Below are 18,164 nucleotides of genomic sequence, written 5' to 3' on the forward strand. Positions count from 1 at the left end.
ACGTCAGACGGCGAGCAGGGCGCGCGCGGGCGGGCCGCGGTGCCGCAGGACCCGCAGGACCGCGTCGAGGGCGCGGGGCGCGCTCGGCTCGACGGCGCCGAGGACGGCCACCGAGGCGCCGAGCGGTGCCAGCAGGGCGGACGCTCGCGCGACCAGGCGCACGACGACGCGCAGCACGGCGGTGCCGAGGGTCCAGAAGACGCGCTCGCCGTGGCGGAGCGCCGCGACGGTGACGACGGCGGCCACCAGGTGCGAGAGGAGCATCAGCGGGGTGTGCGCGGCGTGACCCGACGCCCCCGCGATCAGCTCGACCGTTCCGCCGCCGTGGAAGTGGCCGCCGGCGGTGGCGCCCACGACGCTGACGTCACCGCCACCGCCGGTCACCAGGAAGAGGGAGTGGTAGGCCAGCTGGCTGAGCAGCACCGCCACCGCTAGGCGCGCGAGCGAGAGCGTGCGACCGGCGAGCAGGACGCAGACGACGGCCGCGAAGGCGGTGGCGAGCGCGAGGATCGCCGGAGCGGGGGCCTCGGCGCCGGCGAGGGTGTGCGAGGCGGCGGCGGTCGCGGTCGCGGCGACGGCGGCGACGACTCCGCGTGCCGTCCGTGCCCTGCGCGTCTGCACCTGCTCGACTCCTGGTCTCTCGTGTCGCTGGTCTCTCGTGACGCACCGCGTGCGCGGACCGACATCCAGGGTAATCGCCCTGCCTCCGCCGTTATGAACCCGTGACCCGATTGCTTCGATCGATTCCAAACCCCCTCGGGGAGGGCTCCGAAGACTGTTCAACGGCCGCGAAACGGTCCACACACAGCCAGGTCCTCCGCATCCCGTGGGGGCCGTATCACGAAGGAGCATCCCCATGCGATCCACCAAGCGCACCACCCTCGCCGCGTTCGCCCTGCTCGGCACCGCCGCCCTCGGTCTCACCGCCTGCTCGTCCGGCGCCGGCACCACCGACGCCGCCAGCGACACCGCTTCCGAGATGTCGACCCCGATGATGACCGAGTCCGCCACCCCCATGGCGACCATGGACCCGGCCGCCAACCTCGTCGGCTCCGGCTGCGCCGCGTACGCCGAGCAGGTCCCGGACGGCGCCGGCTCGGTCGGCGGAATGGCCCTCGACCCGGTGGCCACCGCCGCGTCGAACAACCCGCTGCTCACCACCCTGACCGCTGCGGTCTCGGGTCAGCTCAACCCCGACGTCAACCTCGTCGACACGCTGAACAGCGCCGAGTTCACCGTCTTCGCCCCCGTCGACGACGCGTTCGCCAAGCTCGACGCCGCGACGCTCGAGACGCTGAAGACCCCCGAGGGAGCGGCCACGCTCTCCTCGATCCTGACCTACCACGTCGTCCCCGGCCAGATCGCCCCTGACGACATCGACGGCACGCACGCCACCGTCCAGGGCGGCGACGTCACCGTCACCGGTTCCGGCGACGACATCATGGTCAACGACTCCAAGGTCATCTGCGGCGGCGTCCAGACCGCCAACGCGACCGTGTACCTCATCGACACCGTTCTGACTCCCCCGGCCTCCTAAGCCGGACGCGGTCGTCAGACCGCACGCACTAAGAAACGCCGAAGGGCGGGCACCTACCGGGTGTCCGCCCTTCGGCGTTTCCGCGCTCTCGCGCGAGAGCTCTACTCGCCGGCGCTGATCTCCGCCAGCACCCGGTCGCCCGGGTACGCCTGGATCATGTCGGCGCGGATCTCGGCGCGCTCGAGCAGCTCCTCCATGCGGTGACGGCGGTTGCGCGTGATCAGCGTGACGACCGTCCCCTTCTTGCCCGCGCGGCCGGTGCGGCCGGAGCGGTGCAGGTAGGTCTTGTACTCGTCGGGGGCGTCGGCCTGGATCACCAGGTCGATGTCGTCGACGTGGATGCCGCGCGCGGCGACGTCGGTCGCGACGAGGACGTCGACCCGGCCGCTGGTCAGCAACGCGAGGTTGCGCGTGCGGCGGGACTGGTTGAGGTCGCCGTGCAGGCTGGTCGCCGGGATGTCGGCGTGCTCGAGCTGCTCGGCGAGCTGCTCCGCGAACGCGCGGGTGCGGGCGAAGATCAGCGTCTTGCCGGCGCGCGCCGCGAGCTCCTCGATGATCGCGCCCTTGTCGCGGTGCTCGATCAGCAGGACGCGGTGGTCGATGCTCGAGGACGCCTGGTCCTCGCCCGCGACCTCGTGCACGCTCGGCTCGACGAGGAACTCGTCGACGAGCGTCGCGACGCCCTTGTCCAGGGTGGCCGAGAAGAGCAGGCGCTGGCCGCCGCGCTTGGTCTGGCGGAGGATGCGCTGCACCGGCTCGAGGAAGCCGAGGTCGCACATGTGGTCGGCCTCGTCGAGGACGGTCACGGTGATGGTCGAGAGGTCGAGGCGACCCTGCTCGATCAGGTCCTCGAGGCGGCCCGGCGTGGCGATGATGATGTCCACGCCGCGCTGGAGGGCGCCGACCTGCTTGTACTGCGGCACGCCGCCGAAGATCGTCGCGGTGAAGAGGCCCACGGAGCGGGCGATCGGCTGGATGGTGCGGTCGATCTGCATCGCCAGCTCGCGGGTCGGCGCGAGGATGAGGGCGCGCGGGGCGCGGCCGGGCTTGCGGCCCTTGGCTCCGTCGTTCTCCATCAGGCGCTCGACGACGGGGGCGCCGAACGCGATCGTCTTGCCCGAGCCCGTCTTGCCGCGGCCGAGGACGTCCTTGCCGGCGAGGACCTCGGGGATCGTCGCGGCCTGGATCGGGAACGGCGAGGCCGCACCCATCTGGGTCAGCTGGCGGACGATGTTCGCGCCGAGACCGAGGTCGCCGAAGCTGACGCCCTCGACGTCGACGGCGAGCGTGGCGGTCGCCTCGAGGCGCTCGAGCACGACGTCGTCGGCCTGGTGCGAGGCGCGGCCGTCGCGCTTGGGGTAGAAGTCCGAGCCGGAGTCGCGGCGCGGGCCGCGGTCGTTCCGGTCGTAGCCGCCGCGGGCGGGGCGCTCGGTGCCGCGGTCGAAGCCGCGCGCCGGGCGCTCGGTGCGGTCGAACGAGCGGGCCGGGCGGGCGTCGCGGTCGAACGAGCGGGCCGGGCGGGCGTCGCGGTCGAAGGAGCGCGCGGGGCGGTCCGTGCGGTCGAAGCTGCGCGCGGGGCGGTCGGAGCGGTCGTAGGAACGGGCCGGACGGTCGTCGCGGTCGTTCGAGCGGGCCGGACGCGCATCGCGATCGAACGAGCGCGCCGGGCGGTCCGTGCGGTCGAAGCTGCGCGCGGGGCGGTCGCTCCGGTCGAAGGAACGCGCCGGACGGTCGTCGCGGTCGTTCGAGCGGGCCGGACGGTCGGTCCGGTCGTAGGAGCGGGCCGGACGCGCGTCGCGGTCGAAGCTGCGCGCGGGACGGTCGCTCCGGTCGTAAGAACGCGCCGGACGGTCGTCGCGGTCGTTCGAGCGCACGGGACGGTCCGTCCGGTCGTACGAGCGAGCCGGACGGTCGTCGCGGTCGTAGCTGCGGGCCGGGCGGGACTCGCCGCGGTCGTTGCCGCGGGACTCGCCGCGGGTCTCGCCGCGCTCCGTCAGCTTGGCGGCGCGCTCCTCGGCGTTCCAGCGCGCCTTCTTGGGCGCGTTCTCGTCGACGGGGCGGTAGCCGCGGTGGCCCTCGCTGCGCGAGCCGGTCTTCGGCGCCGCGAAGCGCGGGCGACCGCCGAGCTGCGACTTGCCGCTCGAGGCGCCGAAGCGGTTGGGCTCGAAGTTCTTGGCGGGGCGTCCGCCGGCGGGCTTCTTGTTCTTGGGCATGGCTGCTTCCTGGGTTCAGGTCTTGCGCGAGCAGGCACACGCCGATCGATCACCCTCGTGGGGTGCGAACGGACAGGGCGCTGCGGGAACCCGGGTGAGTCGCTGCTCTGAGACGCTGACCGGGGCCGATTCACACATGTGATTCATCTCGCGACGACTGTCGGAGATCCGGCCCGCTTGACTGACAAACCCATCCGCGCGGCGACGCACGGAGTCAAGAGCCGACCCAGAGAGTTTACACGCGACCCCGGGCGCTGGCTAGGGCACCACCTGGCCCCAGCCCGCTCAGCTCGACGCCCGCCGCGCCCGGTACGCCGCGACGTTCGCGCGGTTGCCGCAGTTGCCGGTGTCGCAGTAGCGCTTCGAGCGGTTGCGGGAGAAGTCGACGAGCACGGCCTCGCAGTCGTCCGCCGCGCAGATGCGGATCCGGTCGCGCTCGTCGCCGCGGATCACGTCGACGAAGCCCATCGCCGCCTCCACCACGATGCGGGTGGCCAGCGGGCTCTCGTCGCGGGTCGCGTGCAGGTGCCAGCCGAAGATGCCGTGCCGCACCAGCTGCGGCAGCGCGCGGCCGTCCTCGAGCATCCCGTTGACGACGGCGACCAGGTCCTCCTCGGCGCGGCTGCGCCAGAGCGAGCGGAGCGGCGCGCGCACCGAGCGCACCGCCTCCAGCTCGGCGGTCGAGCCGTCGCGGCTGCCGGTGTAGCGGTTCTCCAGCAGGAACTCGTCGAGCTGCTCGATCGACGCCATCTCGTCCTCGCCGGACTGCGACAGCTCGGGGAGGGTGTTGACCAGGACGGCCGTCGAGGTGAGGGCCGCTTCCACGTCATAGGCGAAGACCATGTTGACTCCTGACACGTTCGCTCAGTACTGTCACGAGCATAACGACTTTGACTCCTGAAAGAGGCTGACGTGACTCCCACTGCGCCACCGCGGCAGCTCGGCTCCGGCCTGCTCCTGGCCCTCGCCGCCGCCGCCGCGTTCGGCCTGGGCGGGCCCTTCGTGAAGCCGCTGCTCGAGGCGGGCTGGAGTCCCTCCGCCGCCGTGCTCTGGCGGGCCGGCGGTGCGGCGCTGGTCCTCGCGATCCCGGCCGCGCTGTCGCTGCGCGGCCGCTGGCACGTGCTGCGCCGCAACCTCGGCACGGTCGGCCTCTACGGCGTCTTCGCCGTGATCGCCGCGCAGCTCTGCTTCTACAGTGCGATCGAGCACATGTCGGTCGGCGTCGCGCTCCTGATCGAGTACCTCGCTCCGGTGTTCCTCGTCCTCTTCGCCTGGGCGCGCACCCGTCGGCACCCCGGCCGCTTCACCGTCGCCGGCTCGGCGCTGGCGCTGGCCGGCCTGGTGCTCGTGCTCGACCTCTCGGGCGAGTCCACTCCCGAGCTCGTCGGCGTCGCCTGGGCGCTGACCGCCTCGCTCGGGCTCTGCGTCTACTACGTGATCGCCGGCCGGATCGACCCCGAGCTGCCGCCGATCGCGCTCACCGCCGGGGCGATGACGGTCGGCGCCGGGCTCCTGCTGATCCTCGGCGTCACCGGGCTCGTCCCGCTGCGGGCGACCTTCGGCGACGTCGTCTTCGTCGGGAACGACGTGCCCTGGTTCCTGCCCGCCGCGGTCATCCTCGGCATGTCCACGGTGCTCGCCTATCTGCTCGGGATCGAAGGCGGCTCGCGGCTCGGCACCCGGATCGCCTCGTTCGTCGGGCTGACCGAGGTGCTGTTCTCGATCGTCGCCGCCTGGGCCCTGCTCGGGGAGCTGCCGGCGCCGATCCAGTTCGGCGGCGGGGCGCTGATCCTGGTCGGCGTGGTGCTCGTGCGGCTGCAGGCGGAGGCGCCCGGCCCGGTGGCCGAGGAGCGGCAGGAGAGCGACGACCGGCCTCCGGTACCGCTGTCCACCCCCTGATCGCGGGGTCGCTCTAGGCGGGCGCCGCCTTCTCCCTTATGCTCGCCTCACCCATGCGCGAGCCCAGCCGACCCACGCGACCGATCGCCCTCTTCGCGGCGACCCTGGCACTGCTCGCGGGAGCACTCGCCGGCTGCTCGAGCGCTCCCGTCTCGCAGCCGGTCGCCCAGGCGGCCGGAGTCGCCGCGGTCACCGCCTACGACGACATCCCCGTCACTGCCGACCTCGTCTACGACGAGGCGACCGGCCAGGCGCTCGACGTCTGCTCGCCCGTCGACGCGGCGGCCGGAGCCGCCCTCCCCGCGGTGCTCGTCGTGCACGGCGGCAGCTGGACCCGCGGCGACAAAGCCGACCCGAACTGGCGCCCGCTCTGCCAGTGGCTCGCGTCCGAGGGCTTCGTCGCCGTCTCGGTGAACTACCGCCTCGCCCCGGCCGACGTCTTCCCTGCGCAGATCGAGGACGTCTCGGCCGCCCTCGACTGGATCCTCGAGCCGGCGCAGACCGAGCGCTTCGGGATCGATACGTCGAGGGTCGCCGCGTTCGGCGGCTCGGCCGGCGGCAACCTCGTCTCCCTGCTCGGCACCGACGACGCACTGACGGCCGACGACGCCGGCACCTCGCGCCTCGCCGCGGTCGTCGACCTCAGCGGCCCCGCGGATCTCACCGCGGCGGGTCTGGCGGACGACGACCCCATCGTCGGGGTCGGCGCGGCGGTCCGCGGCTACCTCGACTGCGCCGACCTCGACGGTTGCGCCGTCGCCGAGGAGGCCTCGCCGATCACGCACGTCGACGGCTCCGAGCCGCCCTTCCTCATCGCCCACTCGGCCGGCGAGCGCGTGGCGCTCAGCCAGTCGCAGGACTTCGCCGAGGCGCTGGACGCGGCCGGGGCGAGCGTCGACTTCGTCCTCGTGCCCGGCACCCGGCACTCGATCGCGATGCTCGACGACTCGCTCCGCCGCACCGTCGTCGACTTCCTGCACGAGCAGCTCGACGCGCCGGCCGAGCAGACGCTCTCGCTCGAGCCCGCCGCGCAGACCGAGCCGGCCGCGGCGCCGTCGTCATGACCGCCGGGGTCGTCGTCCGGCTGGAGCGGCCGGGGACGGAGGCGCTCGCCTCGCTGCTCACCGCCGACCTTCCACCGCACGCCCGGCTCCTCGTCGCCCGCGACCGCGACGCGCAGCAGCCGATCGGCGTGCTGGCGCTGACGCCCGGTCCCGACGACTTCGCCGAGCTGCTCGCCCTCGAGGTGGCCCCGGAGTCGCGGCGGAGCGGAGTCGCCCGCCGGCTCGTCGCCGCCGCGCTCTCCTACGCGAGCGTGCAGCGCATCCGCACGCTCCGCTTCCGCGTGCCGGTCCAGGCGCAGGCGGCCCTCGCCGCCGCCCGCTCGCTCGGCTTCACCGAGATCGACGGCTTCGGCGCGCACGTGGGCGACGACTCGGGCGTCTGCTTCGCGCGATCGGTGCGATGACCGACGCCCTCTCACCCCGCGACCTGGTCGCCTCCGCCCTGCGCCGCGAGCGCGGGCGCCTCGGCCTGAGCATCTCCGAGATCGCCCGCCGCGCCGGGATAGCCAAGTCGACGCTCTCGCAGCTCGAGGCCGGCGAGGGCAACCCGAGCCTCGAGACGCTCTGGGCGCTCGGTGGCGCGCTCGGGGTGCCGTTCTCGCACCTGGTCGAGCCGCCGCGCCGCTCCGTGCAGCTGATCCGCGCCGGGGACGGGCCGCGCATCGCCTCGGCGGCCTCCGATTACGCCGCCACCCTGCTCAGCGCCTGCCCGCCGGGAGCCCGCCGCGACGTGTACCGCCTCACCGCCGAGCCCGGAGCCGCGCGGAACTCGGAGCCGCACGCCCGCGGCACCGTCGAGCACCTGATCCTCGCCACCGGACGCGCCCTGGTCGGTCCGGCCGACGCCCCGGTCGAGCTCGCGCCCGGCGACTGCCTGTCCTACCCGGGCGACGAGCCGCACGTCTTCGACGCCCTCGAGCCCGGGACGAGCGCCGTGCTCGTCTCGGAGCAGGTCTGAGAAGGCGCTCGCGCTCAGTCGAAGGCGCAGGCCGTCTCGTCGGACAGCGCGCGGCTGATCCGCTCGCGGTGCTCCGCGCTCATCGGCGGCAGCGCGTCGGGGGCGAACCAGCCGACCTCGGTCGACTCGTCGTCGGCGACGTGCGCCTCGCCCGAGAGGTAGCGGGCGCGCAGCACGTGGTCGAGGTACTGCGCGCGGTCGCCGTTGGAGTACTCCATCGGCGGCAGCGTGTGCAGCCAGACGACGCGCTCGACCTCGATCTCGACGCCCGCCTCCTCCAGCGCCTCGCGCCGCGCGGTGCCGGCGACCGTCTCTCCGGGGTCGATGATGCCGGTGACCGCGGTCCAGGCGCCGGTGTCCGCGCGCCGGACCAGGAGGACCTGGCGGACCGGCTCCTCGCGGACGATCACCGCGGTGACGCCGGTCAGCCAGAGCAGCTCGGTGCCCACCTGCTCGCGGAGCCGGAGGACGAAGTCGGGGGTCGCCATCGCGCGCGCTCCCGCGCCTAGCTCGCGAGCGCGCCGGCGTCGAACGGCTCGGGACGGAAATCGAACGCGACCACCCCGGCCGTGTCGAGCAGTGGGCCGACGAGGCCCTTGAAGGCGTCGTGCGCGGGATCGAACAGGCCGGGCCCGTCGACCGCCGGGCGGCCGATGTAGTAGTTGAGGTCGCCCTCGGACGCGAACGTCAGCAGGAACGCGCGGTCGAAGCCCTCGCCCGCGCCCTCGGTGCTGAGCTGCGGGCCGTTCTCGATCGAGACGATGTACGGGCGGCCGTCGCGCAGGCACTCCTCGCCGAGGGCGAGGAACGCTGCGATCACGCCGTCCACCTCCGCGACGAGCGCCGTCGGCCGGAAGCGGAACAGCACGATGTGCCGGATGGTGCCGGGCCGGTGGTCCGCGGCGACGAAGCGCTCGGGGCCGACCTCGGCGATCGCGCGAGCGGCGCGGTCCGGGCCGCTCGTCCAGCGGGAGCCGATCGTCTCGGGGGCCGCCGCGACGACCTCCGCTGCCGTGGTCTTCACTGCCGGGGTGCTGAATCCTGTGTCGCTCATGCCGACGCCTCTCCGGCGCGGGCGGCACGCCGCCGCTCACGATACCCCTCGACCAGGTTGTAGACGACCGGTAGCACGACCAGGGTGAGCACCGTCGAGGACACCAGGCCGCCGATCACGACGATCGCGAGCGGCTGCGAGATGAAGCCGCCGTGACCGGTGATGCCGAGCGCCATCGGCAGCAGCGCGAAGATCGTCGCGAGCGCCGTCATCAGGATGGGGCGGAGCCGCCGCTCGGTGCCGTGCAGCAGCGCCTCGCGCACGGGCATCCCCCGCTCGCGGTACTGGTTCACCAGGTCGATCAGCACGATCGCGTTGGTGACCACGATGCCGATCAGCATCAGCACGCCGATCAGCGAGGGCACGCCGAGCGGCACGCCGGTGAGCACCTGCAGCAGGATCGCGCCGGTCGCCGCGAACGGCACCGACACCAGCAGCAGCAGCGGCTGCAGGAGCGAGCGGAACGTGGCGACCATCACGACGTAGACGATCAGGATCGCCACCAGCAGCGCGATCCCGAGCTGCGAGAACGCGTCGCTCTGGTCGGCCGTGACGCCGCCGAGCGAGGCGGAGACGCCGGCCGGCAGCTCGGTGTCGTCGATCGCGCTCTGCACCGCGACGTTCGCCGAGGCGAGATCGTCGCCCTCCGGGGTCACCGTGATGGTGGCGGTGCGCTGTCCGCGCTCGGTGGTGATGCTCGCGGGCCCGTCGGTCCGCTCGACGACGGCGAGCGAGGAGAGCGGCACCGTGCCGGTGCGCGTCGGGATCTCGAGAGCCGACAGCTCGTCGAGGGTGGCCGGCGGCTGCGCGTCGGCGAGGTAGACGGAGAGGGTGCGGTCGTCGATCACGACACTGCCCGTCTGCGTCGGCTGCAGCGCCTGGCTGACCAGCGTGCCGACGGCGACCTCGGTGAGCCCGGCGTCGGCGGCCGCGGCGCGGTCGACCCGCACCGCGATGTAGGGCAGCGAGGAGGAGAGGTTGCTCTCGGCCTGGCTGATCCCGTCGGTGCCGCGCAGCGCCGTGAGCAGCGCGTCGTTCGCGCTCTGCAAATCGCTCTGCGAGGCGGTGGAGAGGTCGACCTCGATGTTCGAGGAGGCGCCGAAGCCGGAGGACGCGGCGACGCTGATGTCGTCGGCCGAGGCGACCGAGCCGAGCGCCGTGCGGACGTCGGCCTGCACGGTCTCCTGGTCGGCCGACTCGTCGGTGGTGACGGAGTAGCGGATCGAGGTGCCGCCGCCTCCGCCTCCGAACGCGCTCTGCAGCCCGCCGCCCGCCGAGCCGATCGAGAGCTGCACGGTCTGCACGCCGCCGACCTCGAGGATCGCCGCACTGGCCTGCTGCGCGGTCGCGTCCTGCGCGTCCAGGCTCTGGCCGTCGGGCACGGTCTGGGTGACGGTGAAGGTGTTCTGACCGCTCGCCCCGAGGAAGTTCGTCTTCATCAGCGGGTAGAGCGCGCCGGTGCCCACGAGCACCAGCAGCGCGAGCAGGACGGTCGCGACCGAGTGCTGGAGGGTCCAGGCGATCACGGGGCCGTAGACCCGCTGCAGGCCCGCCGCGCGGCGGGGAGTCGCGCGGGCGCTGTGGCGGGCGTGCTCGGGCTCGGACTCGGGAGCCGGGACCACGGTCTCGCCCGCCGCGCCGCGCTCCTCGGCGAGGGCCGCCTGCGCCGCCTCGCGGACGCCGGGGCGCTTCGAGGGCCGGAGGAACCAGTACGCCAGCACCGGCACGATCGTCAGCGCGACGAGCAGCGAGGCCAGCAGCGCGATCGACACCGTCAGCGCGAACGGCCGGAACAGCTCGCCGGTCGTGCCGCCGACGAACGAGATCGGCAGGAACACCGCGACCGTGGTGATCGTCGAGGCGGTGATCGCGCCCGCGACCTCGCGCACCGCGACCGCGATGGTCGCCGCGCGCTCCTCCCCCGCGTCGAGGTGCCGCTTGATGTTCTCGATCACGACGATGGAGTCGTCGACCACGCGGCCGATCGCGATCGTCAGCGCGCCCAGGGTGAGGATGTTCAGCGTGTAGCCCGCGGTCTGCAGGCCGATGAAGGTGATCAGGACCGAGGTCGGGATCGAGATCGCCGTGACCAGCGTCGAGCGCACCGAGAGCAGGAACAGCAGGATCACGAGCACTGCGAAGACGAGGCCGAGCGCCCCCTCCTGCGCGAGCGACTCGATCGAGTCCTGGATGTAGGGGGCCTGGTCGAAGACCGAGGTGAAGGTCGCGTTCTCGCCGAGCGACGCCTCGAGATCCGGCAGCAGCGCCGTGACGCCGGTGGAGACCTCGACGGTGTTCGCCGCGGGGAGCTTGGTGATCGAGAGGGTCAGCGCCGGCTGGCCGTTGACCCGCGAGATCGAGGTGATCGGGGCGTCGGTGACGGCGACGGTGGCGACGGAGCCGAGGGTGGGGGCGGTGGCGGGCGCCGTGGGAGCGAGGGCCGCGGCGCTCGCGGACGGGATCAGCGGCAGCGCCGCGATCGCGTCGGTCGAGTCGAGCTTGACGCCGGACTGCACCGAGAAGGTGCTGCCGTCCTGGGTGATCTCGCCGCCGGCGACCAGCACGCCGTTCTGCTGCAGCGCGGTGCGGATGTCGGCGGTCGAGAGACCCGCCGCGGCGAGCGCCGTGTCGTCCGGGGTGATCGTGACGCGCTGGGCGCTCTCGCCGACCAGCGCGACCTCGCGGACGCCGTCCACCTTCTCCAGGTCCGGGATGACGCTCGTGCGCAGCCGGTCGGCGAGCGCCTTCGCGTCGCCGTCGCTGGAGACGGCGAGCTGCAGCACCGGCAGGTCGTCGAACGAGCCGGTCACCACCTGCGGGTCGACGCCGTCCGGGAGCGTGCTCTTGATCCGGTTGATCGCCTGCAGGATCTTCTGCTCGGCGGTCGCCAGGTCGGTGCCGTAGGCGAAGGAGGCGGAGATCAGCGACGAGTTCGTGGACGAGGTCGCGCTGGTCGTCTCGAGCCCGGGCACCCCCTGGATGGCGGTCTCGATCGGCGTCGAGACGTCGTCGTTGACCACCTCCGGAGCGGCACCCGGGTAGCTCGAGATCACCGCCAGCTGCGGGAAGGAGATCGACGGCGCGAGCTCCTGCTTCAGCCCGGTGAGGGCGACGCCGCCGAAGACGGCGATGACGACCGTGACGAGCGCGATGAGCGCCCGGTTCTTCATGCTGAGGACCGCGAGGAGATGCACGCCGTGAGTCTTCCATCAGCTGGCTGAGTATTCGTCCCCCTCCGGGAGGACCTGGAGGATCAGACGACGTCGGCGAGGTAGCCGGTGTCGGCCGCCGGGTGGCGCGCCACCTGACTCCACGCGACGGCGAGCGCGTCCACGGCCCGGTCGGTGATCTCCGGCGAGTAGCCGATCGGGATGCGCAGGAAGCGCTCGAAGGCGCCGTCGATCCCGAACCGCGGGCCGGCGGTGATCAGCAGTCCCGAGGTGCGGGCAGCGAGCGCCAGCTGCGAGCTGGCCGGGCGGCCGAGGCCGACCCAGGTGGAGAGGCCGCCGGAGACCCGCGGCACGCTCCACTCCGGGATCGCGCGGGCGAGCGCCGCCTCGAGGTGGTCGCGGCCGGCGCGCAGCTGCTCGCGGCGCAGCTCCAGCACGCCGTCCATCCGGCCGAGCATGTCGGCGACCAGGAGCTGCTCGACGATCGGACTGCCGAGGTCGCCCGCCGATCGCGCGGCGACGAGCTTCCGGATGACGCTCCGCTCGGCGCGGATCCAGCCGATCCGGATGCCGCCCCAGAGCGTCTTGCCGACCGAGCCGATCGAGATCACCGTGCCCTCGGGACCGTAGGAGGCGAACGGCAGCGGCGACATCCGCCGGTCGATGTCGAGCTCGGCGGTGGTCTCGTCGGCGATGATCAGCGTGCCCTGGCGCGCGGCGGCCGCGATCGCGCGCTCGCGCAGATCCACGGCCATCGAGCGGCCGGTCGGGTTGTGGAAGTCGGGCATCAGGTAGGCGAGCGTCGGGCTGGTGCCGCGGATCGCCGCGATCAGGCCCTCGCCGTCCCAGCCGTCGGCGCCGTCCACGTTGACCGGCACCAGGCGGGCGCCGGCGAGCCGGAGCGCCTCGTAGGCGTGCGGGTAGGTCGGCGCCTCGATCAGGGCGCGGTCGCCGCGGGCGAGCAGGGTGCGGGCGACGAGCGCGATCGCGTGCTGCGCGCCGATGGTCACCATGATCTGGCCGGGCTCGGTGCGCAGCCCGCGGCGGGTGTAGCGCTCGGCGATCGCGCGGCGCAGCAGCGGCAGGCCGACGGTGTCGTAGGAGCCGTCCTCGAAGTACTCCGGCGCGAGGCGCGCGGCACGGGCGTAGGCCTCGGCGAGCTCGGGCACCGCGGGCAGCGCCGCCTTGGTGAAGTCGACGAAGTCGGGCGCGAGGGTCGGCACGGCGTGCACCGCGGCGCCGGGGAGGCGGGTCGCGCTGCCGGAGCCGCGGACGCTGACGAGGTAGCCGCTGTCGCGCAGCTCGCGGTAGGCGGCGGCCACGGTGGTGCGGCTCACGCCGAGCCGCGCCGACAGCTCGCGCTCGGCGGGGAGCCGGCTGTCCGTCGGAATGCGGCCGTCGATGCTGAGCAGGCGGATGCGGTCGGCGAGGGCGAGGTACGCCGGGCGGGTGCCGCGCTGCTCGCGCCAGTCGCCGAGGAGGGTCTGCAGGGCGCGAACGCCGAAGTGGACATCAGCCATGCGTCCAAGATAGCCGGATTGGACCGCGCGGAGAAGGCCACTCCTGCGATGGGATTCTCGGCATGACGATCACCGCGCCCCTCGCCGTCCCCGCTCCCCCGGTGAGCCAGTGGCGGCTGCGACCCGTGCCGCGGCTGCTGGTCGGGCTCGTGCTCTACGGCTTCGCGGACGCGATGATGATCCGCGCCTCGATCGGCGTGGACCCGTGGACCGTCTTCGCCCTCGGCGTCGCCCGCCAGACCGGACTGGGGATCGGACTGCTCACCAACGTGATCGGACTGCTCGTCCTGCTGCTGTGGATCCCGCTGCGGCAGCGACCCGGTCTCGGCACGGTGCTGAACGTGCTGGTGGTCGGCACCACGATCGGCGTCGGGATCGAGCTGCTCGCCGTCCCCGCCGAGTGGTGGGGGAAGGCGCTGCTGTTCGCCGGCGGGCTGGTGCTGCTGGCCGTCGCGAGCGGGATCTACATCGGCGCCCGCCTCGGCGCCGGCCCGCGCGACGGCCTGATGACCGGCCTGCACAACCGCCTCGGCGTCCCGATCTGGGCGGCCCGCGGCGGCGTCGAGCTCACCGTGCTCCTGATCGGCTGGGCCCTCGGCGGCGACGTCGGCCTCGGCACCCTCGCCTTCGCCCTGCTGATCGGCCCCCTCTGCGCGGTGACCCTGCCGCTGCTGGGCGTCCGCCGCAGCTGACGGCGCTTCCTGAGCGCGCGGCCTGCGCCTTCATGCTGATCGAGTAGCCCGCACAGCGGGCGTATCGAGATCCACCGTGGTGCAGACGGTGGGTCTCGATACGCCCCTGCGGGGCTACTCGACCAGCATGAGGGGGCCGCTCCGCGGCTGCTCGACCAGCATGTGGCTGCGCCGGCTAGCGCTTCGCGCTCAGCTCCGCGCGGGTGCGCTCGGCCTCGTCCGAGTCCTGGATGGAGGCGATGCCCTCGGTGATCGAGGTGCCCGAGGCGGGGGCCTCGTGCTCGTCCGCGCCGAGGGTGGCCTCGTCGAAGGGGGCGCGGCCGCCGAGCACCTCGCGGACCTGCACCATGTCGATCTGCTTGGTCCAGGTGCCGACGAGGAGGGTGGCGACCGCGTTGCCGGTGAAGTTGGTGACTGCGCGGGCCTCCGACATGAAGCGGTCGATGCCGACGATGACGCCGACGCCGTTGACCAGGTCGGGGCGGAAGGACTGCAGACCGCCGGCCAGCGTGGCGAGGCCGGCGCCGGTGACGCCCGCGGCGCCCTTGGAGGCGACCATCATGAAGAGCAGGAGCCCGATCTGCTCCGGGATCGACATCGGAGCGCCGGTCGCCGAGGCGATGAAGAGCGAGGCCATCGTGAGGTAGATCGCGGTGCCGTCGAGGTTGAAGGAGTAGCCGGTCGGGACGGTGATGCCGACGACGGGCTTGGAGACGCCCAGGTGCTCCATCTTGGCGATCAGGCGGGGCAGAGCGGCCTCGGAGGAGGAGGTGCCGACGATGAGCAGGTATTCGCGGGCCAGGTACTTCATCAGCGAGAAGATGCTGACGCCGGTGACCAGGCGCAGCAGCAATCCGAGGATGACGACCACGAAGATCGCGCAGGTGAGGTAGAAGCCGATCATCAGGGTGGCGAGGGCGACGACCGCGCCCCAGCCGGTCTTGCCGACCACCGCGGCGATCGCGCCGAACGCGCCGATCGGGGCGACCCAGAGCACCATCGAGAGGATGCGGAAGACGAGGACCTGGAGCTGCTTGATCGCGCCGAGGATCGGCTGGCCCTTGGCGCCCATCTTCTGCAGCGCGAAGCCGACCAGGAGGGCGACGAAGAGCGTCTGCAGGATGCTGCCGTCCACGAGCGAGGAGAACAGCGAGACCGGGATGATCCCGAGGATGAAGTCGCTGGTCGACTCGGCCTTGAGGTCGCTGGTGTCGTAGGTGGCGCTCGAGATGTCGAGGCCCTCACCCGGGTGCAGGATGTTGCCGACGACGAGGCCGATGGCCAGTGCGAAGGTCGACATCACGATGAAGTAGCCGAGCGCGAGGCCGCCGACCTTGCCGACCGTCGCGGCCTTGGCGATCGAGCCGATGCCGATCACGATGGTGCAGAAGATGATCGGCGCGATCATCATCTTGATGAGTCCCACGAACGCCTTGCCGACGGGCTCGAGCGTCGCGGCGAACGCGGGGGCGACGAGGCCGACGATCACGCCGGCGACGACCGCGATGATCACGGCGATGTAGAGCCAGTGGTTGCGGTCGATCCGCCGGCGGGTCTTCACGGGGGTGAGGGAGGGGCTGAGCCGGTCGGGGCCGCCGGGCGTCTTCGCCATGCGCGTGTCCTGTCTCTTCGTCGAGCTGGGAGGGGGTGAGACGATGCTCGCCCCCGCGGGTCGCCCGGCCGGTGTTGCGTTCATACTGTTCACGGACATCGAGCTGTTCACGGACGTCGAGGTCCAGGTCGCGGACGAGGAGGTCGGATGCCCGGAACGAGCCCCCGCGGCAGCATCGCCGCGCGGCTGTTCGCCGTGCAGCTGATCTGCATCCTCGTGATCGGCGCGATCGCGGTGCTGGTCCTCGCGTTCGACGCCCGCGGGCGCGCCGGCGACGACGCCGCCCAGCGGAGCCTCGTGGTCGCGCGCACGGTCGCCGACAACCCGTTCGTCCTCGACGCGGCGCAGGGCGCGGACCCGTCCGCCTCGCTCCAGCCCTACGCGGAGGAGATCATGGCCGACACCGGCGTCGACTTCCTCACGATCATGAACCCCGACCGCACCCGCTACACCCACCGCGACCGCGCGCAGATCGGCCTGCCGTTCATCGGCACCATCGCCCCGGCACTCGAGGGCCGCACCTTCACCGAGACCTACACCGGCACCCTCGGCCCCTCGGTGCGCGCCGTCGCGCCGATCGAGAGCGCCGACGGCACCGTCGTCGCGCTGGTCTCGGCCGGCGTGACCCTCAGCCGCGTCGACGCCTCCTTCCTCCCCCGCCTGCAGGTCGTCGCCGGCGGCGTCCTCGGCGCGGTGGCGCTCGGCGGCATCGGCTCCTGGCTGCTCGCCCGCTACCTCCGCCGTGTCACGGGAGGCCGGGGGCCCGAGCAGATGAGCCAGGTCTTCGCCTACTACGAGTCGGTGCTGCACTCGGTGCGCGAGGGGCTGCTCCTCGTCGACGACCGCGGGCGGCTGGTGCTCGCGAACGACCACGCGCTCGAGCTGCTCGGCCTCGAGGGCGTGTCGATCCCCGTGCCCGTCGCCGAGCTCGACCTCCCCGACGCCCTGCGCACGGTGCTGCTCGCCGACGAGCCGGTCGCCGACCGCCTGGTCGTGGCGCACGAGCGGATCCTCGTGGTCAACGAGCGGCCGGCCGCCTCCCCCGGTGCCCGGCCGCTCGGCACCGTCACGACGCTCCGCGACCGCACCGAGCTGCAGCGGGTGTCCGGCGAGCTGGAGTCGATGCGCACCCTCTCGGACGCGCTGCGCTCGCAGACCCACGAGTTCTCCAACCGCCTGCACACCATCGCCTCGCTGATCGAGCTCGGGCGGCCGGAGGAGGCGCTCGCCTTCGCGGCCGGCGAGCTGAACCTCAGCCAGCGGCTCGCCGACCGGGTGCTCGGCTCGGTGCAGGAGCCGGTGATCGCCGCGCTGCTGCTCGGCAAGGCCGCTCAGGCCCGCGAGCGCGGTGTCGAGCTGCACCTCGAGACGCACCTCGAGCCGGGCGCGCAGGGCTTCGAGCCCGGCGACCTGGTGACCGTGCTCGGCAACCTGATCGACAACGCGCTCGACGCGGCCGCCTCCTCCGCCGCCGACCGCGAGCCGTGGGTCGAGGTCTACCTCGGCCTGGCCGAGGCGTCCGGTGCGGAGGGCGCCGAGCTGGTGCTGCAGGTCTCCGACAGCGGACCCGGCGTCGCGGAGGCGGCCGACGTCTTCGCGCGCGGCTACTCGACGAAGGAGTCCGACGCGTTCGGCCGCGGCATCGGCCTCGCGCTGGTGCAGCAGGTGGTGCAGCGGCTCGGCGGGAGCATCGAGGTGACCCGGCACGTCGGCGCGGTGTTCACGGTGCAGCTGCCGCTGCGGGACCCGGCCGGGGCGCCCCGGTGACCGCCGCGCCGATCCGCGTCCTCGTCGTCGAGGACGAGCCGCTGACCGCGAGCGCGCACGCCGACTACGTCCGGCGCGTCGAGGGCTTCGAGGTCGCGGCGGTCGCCGGCAGCGGCGCGGAGGCGATCCGGGCCCTGCGCGCCGATCCCGCGATCGCGCTGATCCTGCTCGACATGAACCTGCCCGACATGGGCGGGCTCGACCTCTGCCGCGCCGTGCGCACCGCGGGCCTGGACGTCGACGTGATCGCGATCACCGCCGTGCGCGACGCGGCCGTGGTGCGCGCCTCCGTCGCCGCCGGGATCGTGCAGTACCTGATCAAGCCGTTCGTCTTCAGCGTCTTCGCGGCGAAGCTCGCCAGCTACCGCCAGTACCGCGAGCGGATGCACGGCGCCGACGTCGCGAGCCAGCACGAGGTCGACGGCGCCTTCGCCGCGCTGCGGACCTCCAACGCACCCGGGCTGGCGAAGGGACTCTCGGCGGAGACGCTCGACGCGGTGACCGCGCTGCTCGGCCCGGTCGGCCTGTCCGCCGGGGAGCTCGCCGCCCGGCTCGACGTCTCGCGGGTCACCGCGCGGCGCTACCTCGAGCACCTCGCCGACTCGGGCCTCGCCGAGCGGGCCCCGCGCTACGGCTCGCCGGGGCGGCCGGAGCTGGAGTACCGCAGGGTCTGAGCGG

At 73.1% G+C, this 18,164-nt stretch carries 16 protein-coding genes; 8 read left to right on the forward strand and 8 right to left on the reverse strand.

Features of this window, described 5'->3' with window-relative positions; all coding sequences use genetic code 11:
* Positions 1 to 3 precede the first annotated feature (3 nt).
* A complete protein-coding gene (locus MT353_RS04495) occupies positions 4 to 621 on the reverse strand; it encodes a hypothetical protein (protein ID WP_123444918.1) in 618 nt (205 codons plus the stop codon).
* Positions 622 to 856: 235 nt separating this feature from the next.
* On the opposite strand from MT353_RS04495, the gene MT353_RS04500 reads away from it, so the two are divergent.
* A complete protein-coding gene (locus MT353_RS04500; RefSeq protein WP_123444917.1) occupies positions 857 to 1,537 on the forward strand; it encodes a fasciclin domain-containing protein in 681 nt (226 codons plus the stop codon).
* Positions 1,538 to 1,638: 101 nt separating this feature from the next.
* Here MT353_RS04500 and MT353_RS04505 read toward each other — a convergent pair whose 3' ends face one another.
* On the reverse strand, positions 1,639 to 3,750 hold the full coding sequence (locus MT353_RS04505) for a DEAD/DEAH box helicase (RefSeq protein WP_243623693.1): 2,112 nt from the start codon (positions 3,748 to 3,750) through the stop codon (positions 1,639 to 1,641).
* Positions 3,751 to 4,035: 285 nt separating this feature from the next.
* Positions 4,036 to 4,593: a CGNR zinc finger domain-containing protein gene (locus tag MT353_RS04510; protein ID WP_123444915.1), complete on the reverse strand. Its 558-nt coding sequence runs from the start codon at positions 4,591 to 4,593 to the stop codon at positions 4,036 to 4,038.
* 69 nt (positions 4,594 to 4,662) lie between these two features.
* On the opposite strand from MT353_RS04510, the gene MT353_RS04515 reads away from it, so the two are divergent.
* Genes MT353_RS04515 through MT353_RS04530 form a run of 4 tightly spaced genes read left to right on the forward strand, consistent with a single transcriptional unit; the run spans position 4,663 to position 7,671 of the window.
* The gene (locus tag MT353_RS04515) at positions 4,663 to 5,649 is read left to right on the forward strand and encodes a DMT family transporter (protein ID WP_243623694.1); all 987 of its coding nucleotides are present in this window, start codon (positions 4,663 to 4,665) and stop codon (positions 5,647 to 5,649) included.
* 53 nt (positions 5,650 to 5,702) lie between these two features.
* The gene (locus MT353_RS04520; protein ID WP_243623695.1) at positions 5,703 to 6,713 is read left to right on the forward strand and encodes an alpha/beta hydrolase; all 1,011 of its coding nucleotides are present in this window, start codon (positions 5,703 to 5,705) and stop codon (positions 6,711 to 6,713) included.
* Positions 6,710 to 7,117 carry a GNAT family N-acetyltransferase gene (locus MT353_RS04525; RefSeq protein ID WP_243623696.1) on the forward strand — a complete coding sequence of 136 codons (408 nt, stop codon included), beginning with the start codon at positions 6,710 to 6,712 and terminating at the stop codon, positions 7,115 to 7,117. The genes MT353_RS04520 and MT353_RS04525 overlap by 4 nt, the downstream gene beginning before the upstream one ends.
* A complete protein-coding gene (locus tag MT353_RS04530) occupies positions 7,114 to 7,671 on the forward strand; it encodes a helix-turn-helix domain-containing protein (protein ID WP_243600468.1) in 558 nt (185 codons plus the stop codon). The genes MT353_RS04525 and MT353_RS04530 overlap by 4 nt, the downstream gene beginning before the upstream one ends.
* 14 nt (positions 7,672 to 7,685) lie before the next feature.
* Here the strand turns inward: MT353_RS04530 and MT353_RS04535 are convergent, their stop codons facing one another.
* Genes MT353_RS04535 through MT353_RS04550 form a run of 4 tightly spaced genes read right to left on the reverse strand, consistent with a single transcriptional unit; the run spans position 7,686 to position 13,415 of the window.
* Positions 7,686 to 8,159, reverse strand: coding sequence for an NUDIX domain-containing protein (locus tag MT353_RS04535; RefSeq protein ID WP_243600467.1), 474 nt, complete (start codon positions 8,157 to 8,159; stop codon positions 7,686 to 7,688).
* Positions 8,160 to 8,176: 17 nt separating this feature from the next.
* Positions 8,177 to 8,725, reverse strand: coding sequence for a Dabb family protein (locus tag MT353_RS04540; protein ID WP_243600466.1), 549 nt, complete (start codon positions 8,723 to 8,725; stop codon positions 8,177 to 8,179).
* Complete coding sequence (locus MT353_RS04545) at positions 8,722 to 11,919, reverse strand: efflux RND transporter permease subunit (protein WP_243623697.1); 3,198 nt, start codon at positions 11,917 to 11,919, stop codon at positions 8,722 to 8,724. Before MT353_RS04545 ends, MT353_RS04540 begins: the two co-directional genes overlap by 4 nt.
* Positions 11,920 to 11,978: 59 nt before the next feature.
* Positions 11,979 to 13,415 (reverse strand): PLP-dependent aminotransferase family protein, encoded by a 1,437-nt coding sequence (locus MT353_RS04550; RefSeq protein WP_123734923.1) that lies wholly within the window; start codon positions 13,413 to 13,415, stop codon positions 11,979 to 11,981.
* Between the two features lie 62 nt (positions 13,416 to 13,477).
* Between MT353_RS04550 and MT353_RS04555 the strand changes: the two genes are divergently transcribed.
* Positions 13,478 to 14,107: a hypothetical protein gene (locus MT353_RS04555; protein WP_308197506.1), complete on the forward strand. Its 630-nt coding sequence runs from the start codon at positions 13,478 to 13,480 to the stop codon at positions 14,105 to 14,107.
* A 175-nt stretch (positions 14,108 to 14,282) separates the two neighbouring features.
* On the opposite strand, the gene MT353_RS04560 is transcribed toward MT353_RS04555, so the two are convergent.
* Entirely contained in the window at positions 14,283 to 15,719 is a 1,437-nt protein-coding gene (locus MT353_RS04560; RefSeq protein WP_243600464.1) for a cation:dicarboxylate symporter family transporter, read from the reverse strand.
* A 147-nt stretch (positions 15,720 to 15,866) separates the two neighbouring features.
* Here MT353_RS04560 and MT353_RS04565 point away from each other — a divergent pair, with 147 nt between their 5' ends.
* Together MT353_RS04565 and MT353_RS04570 are read left to right on the forward strand one after the other, a co-directional pair.
* The gene (locus tag MT353_RS04565; protein WP_243623698.1) at positions 15,867 to 17,486 is read left to right on the forward strand and encodes a sensor histidine kinase; all 1,620 of its coding nucleotides are present in this window, start codon (positions 15,867 to 15,869) and stop codon (positions 17,484 to 17,486) included.
* Positions 17,483 to 18,160: a response regulator gene (locus MT353_RS04570; protein ID WP_243600462.1), complete on the forward strand. Its 678-nt coding sequence runs from the start codon at positions 17,483 to 17,485 to the stop codon at positions 18,158 to 18,160. The genes MT353_RS04565 and MT353_RS04570 overlap by 4 nt, the downstream gene beginning before the upstream one ends.
* The last annotated feature ends 4 nt before the right edge of the window (positions 18,161 to 18,164 follow it).

The sequence above is a fragment of the Rathayibacter sp. VKM Ac-2927 genome (genome assembly GCF_022815525.1).
Taxonomy (GTDB): Bacteria; Actinomycetota; Actinomycetes; order Actinomycetales; family Microbacteriaceae; genus Rathayibacter; species Rathayibacter festucae.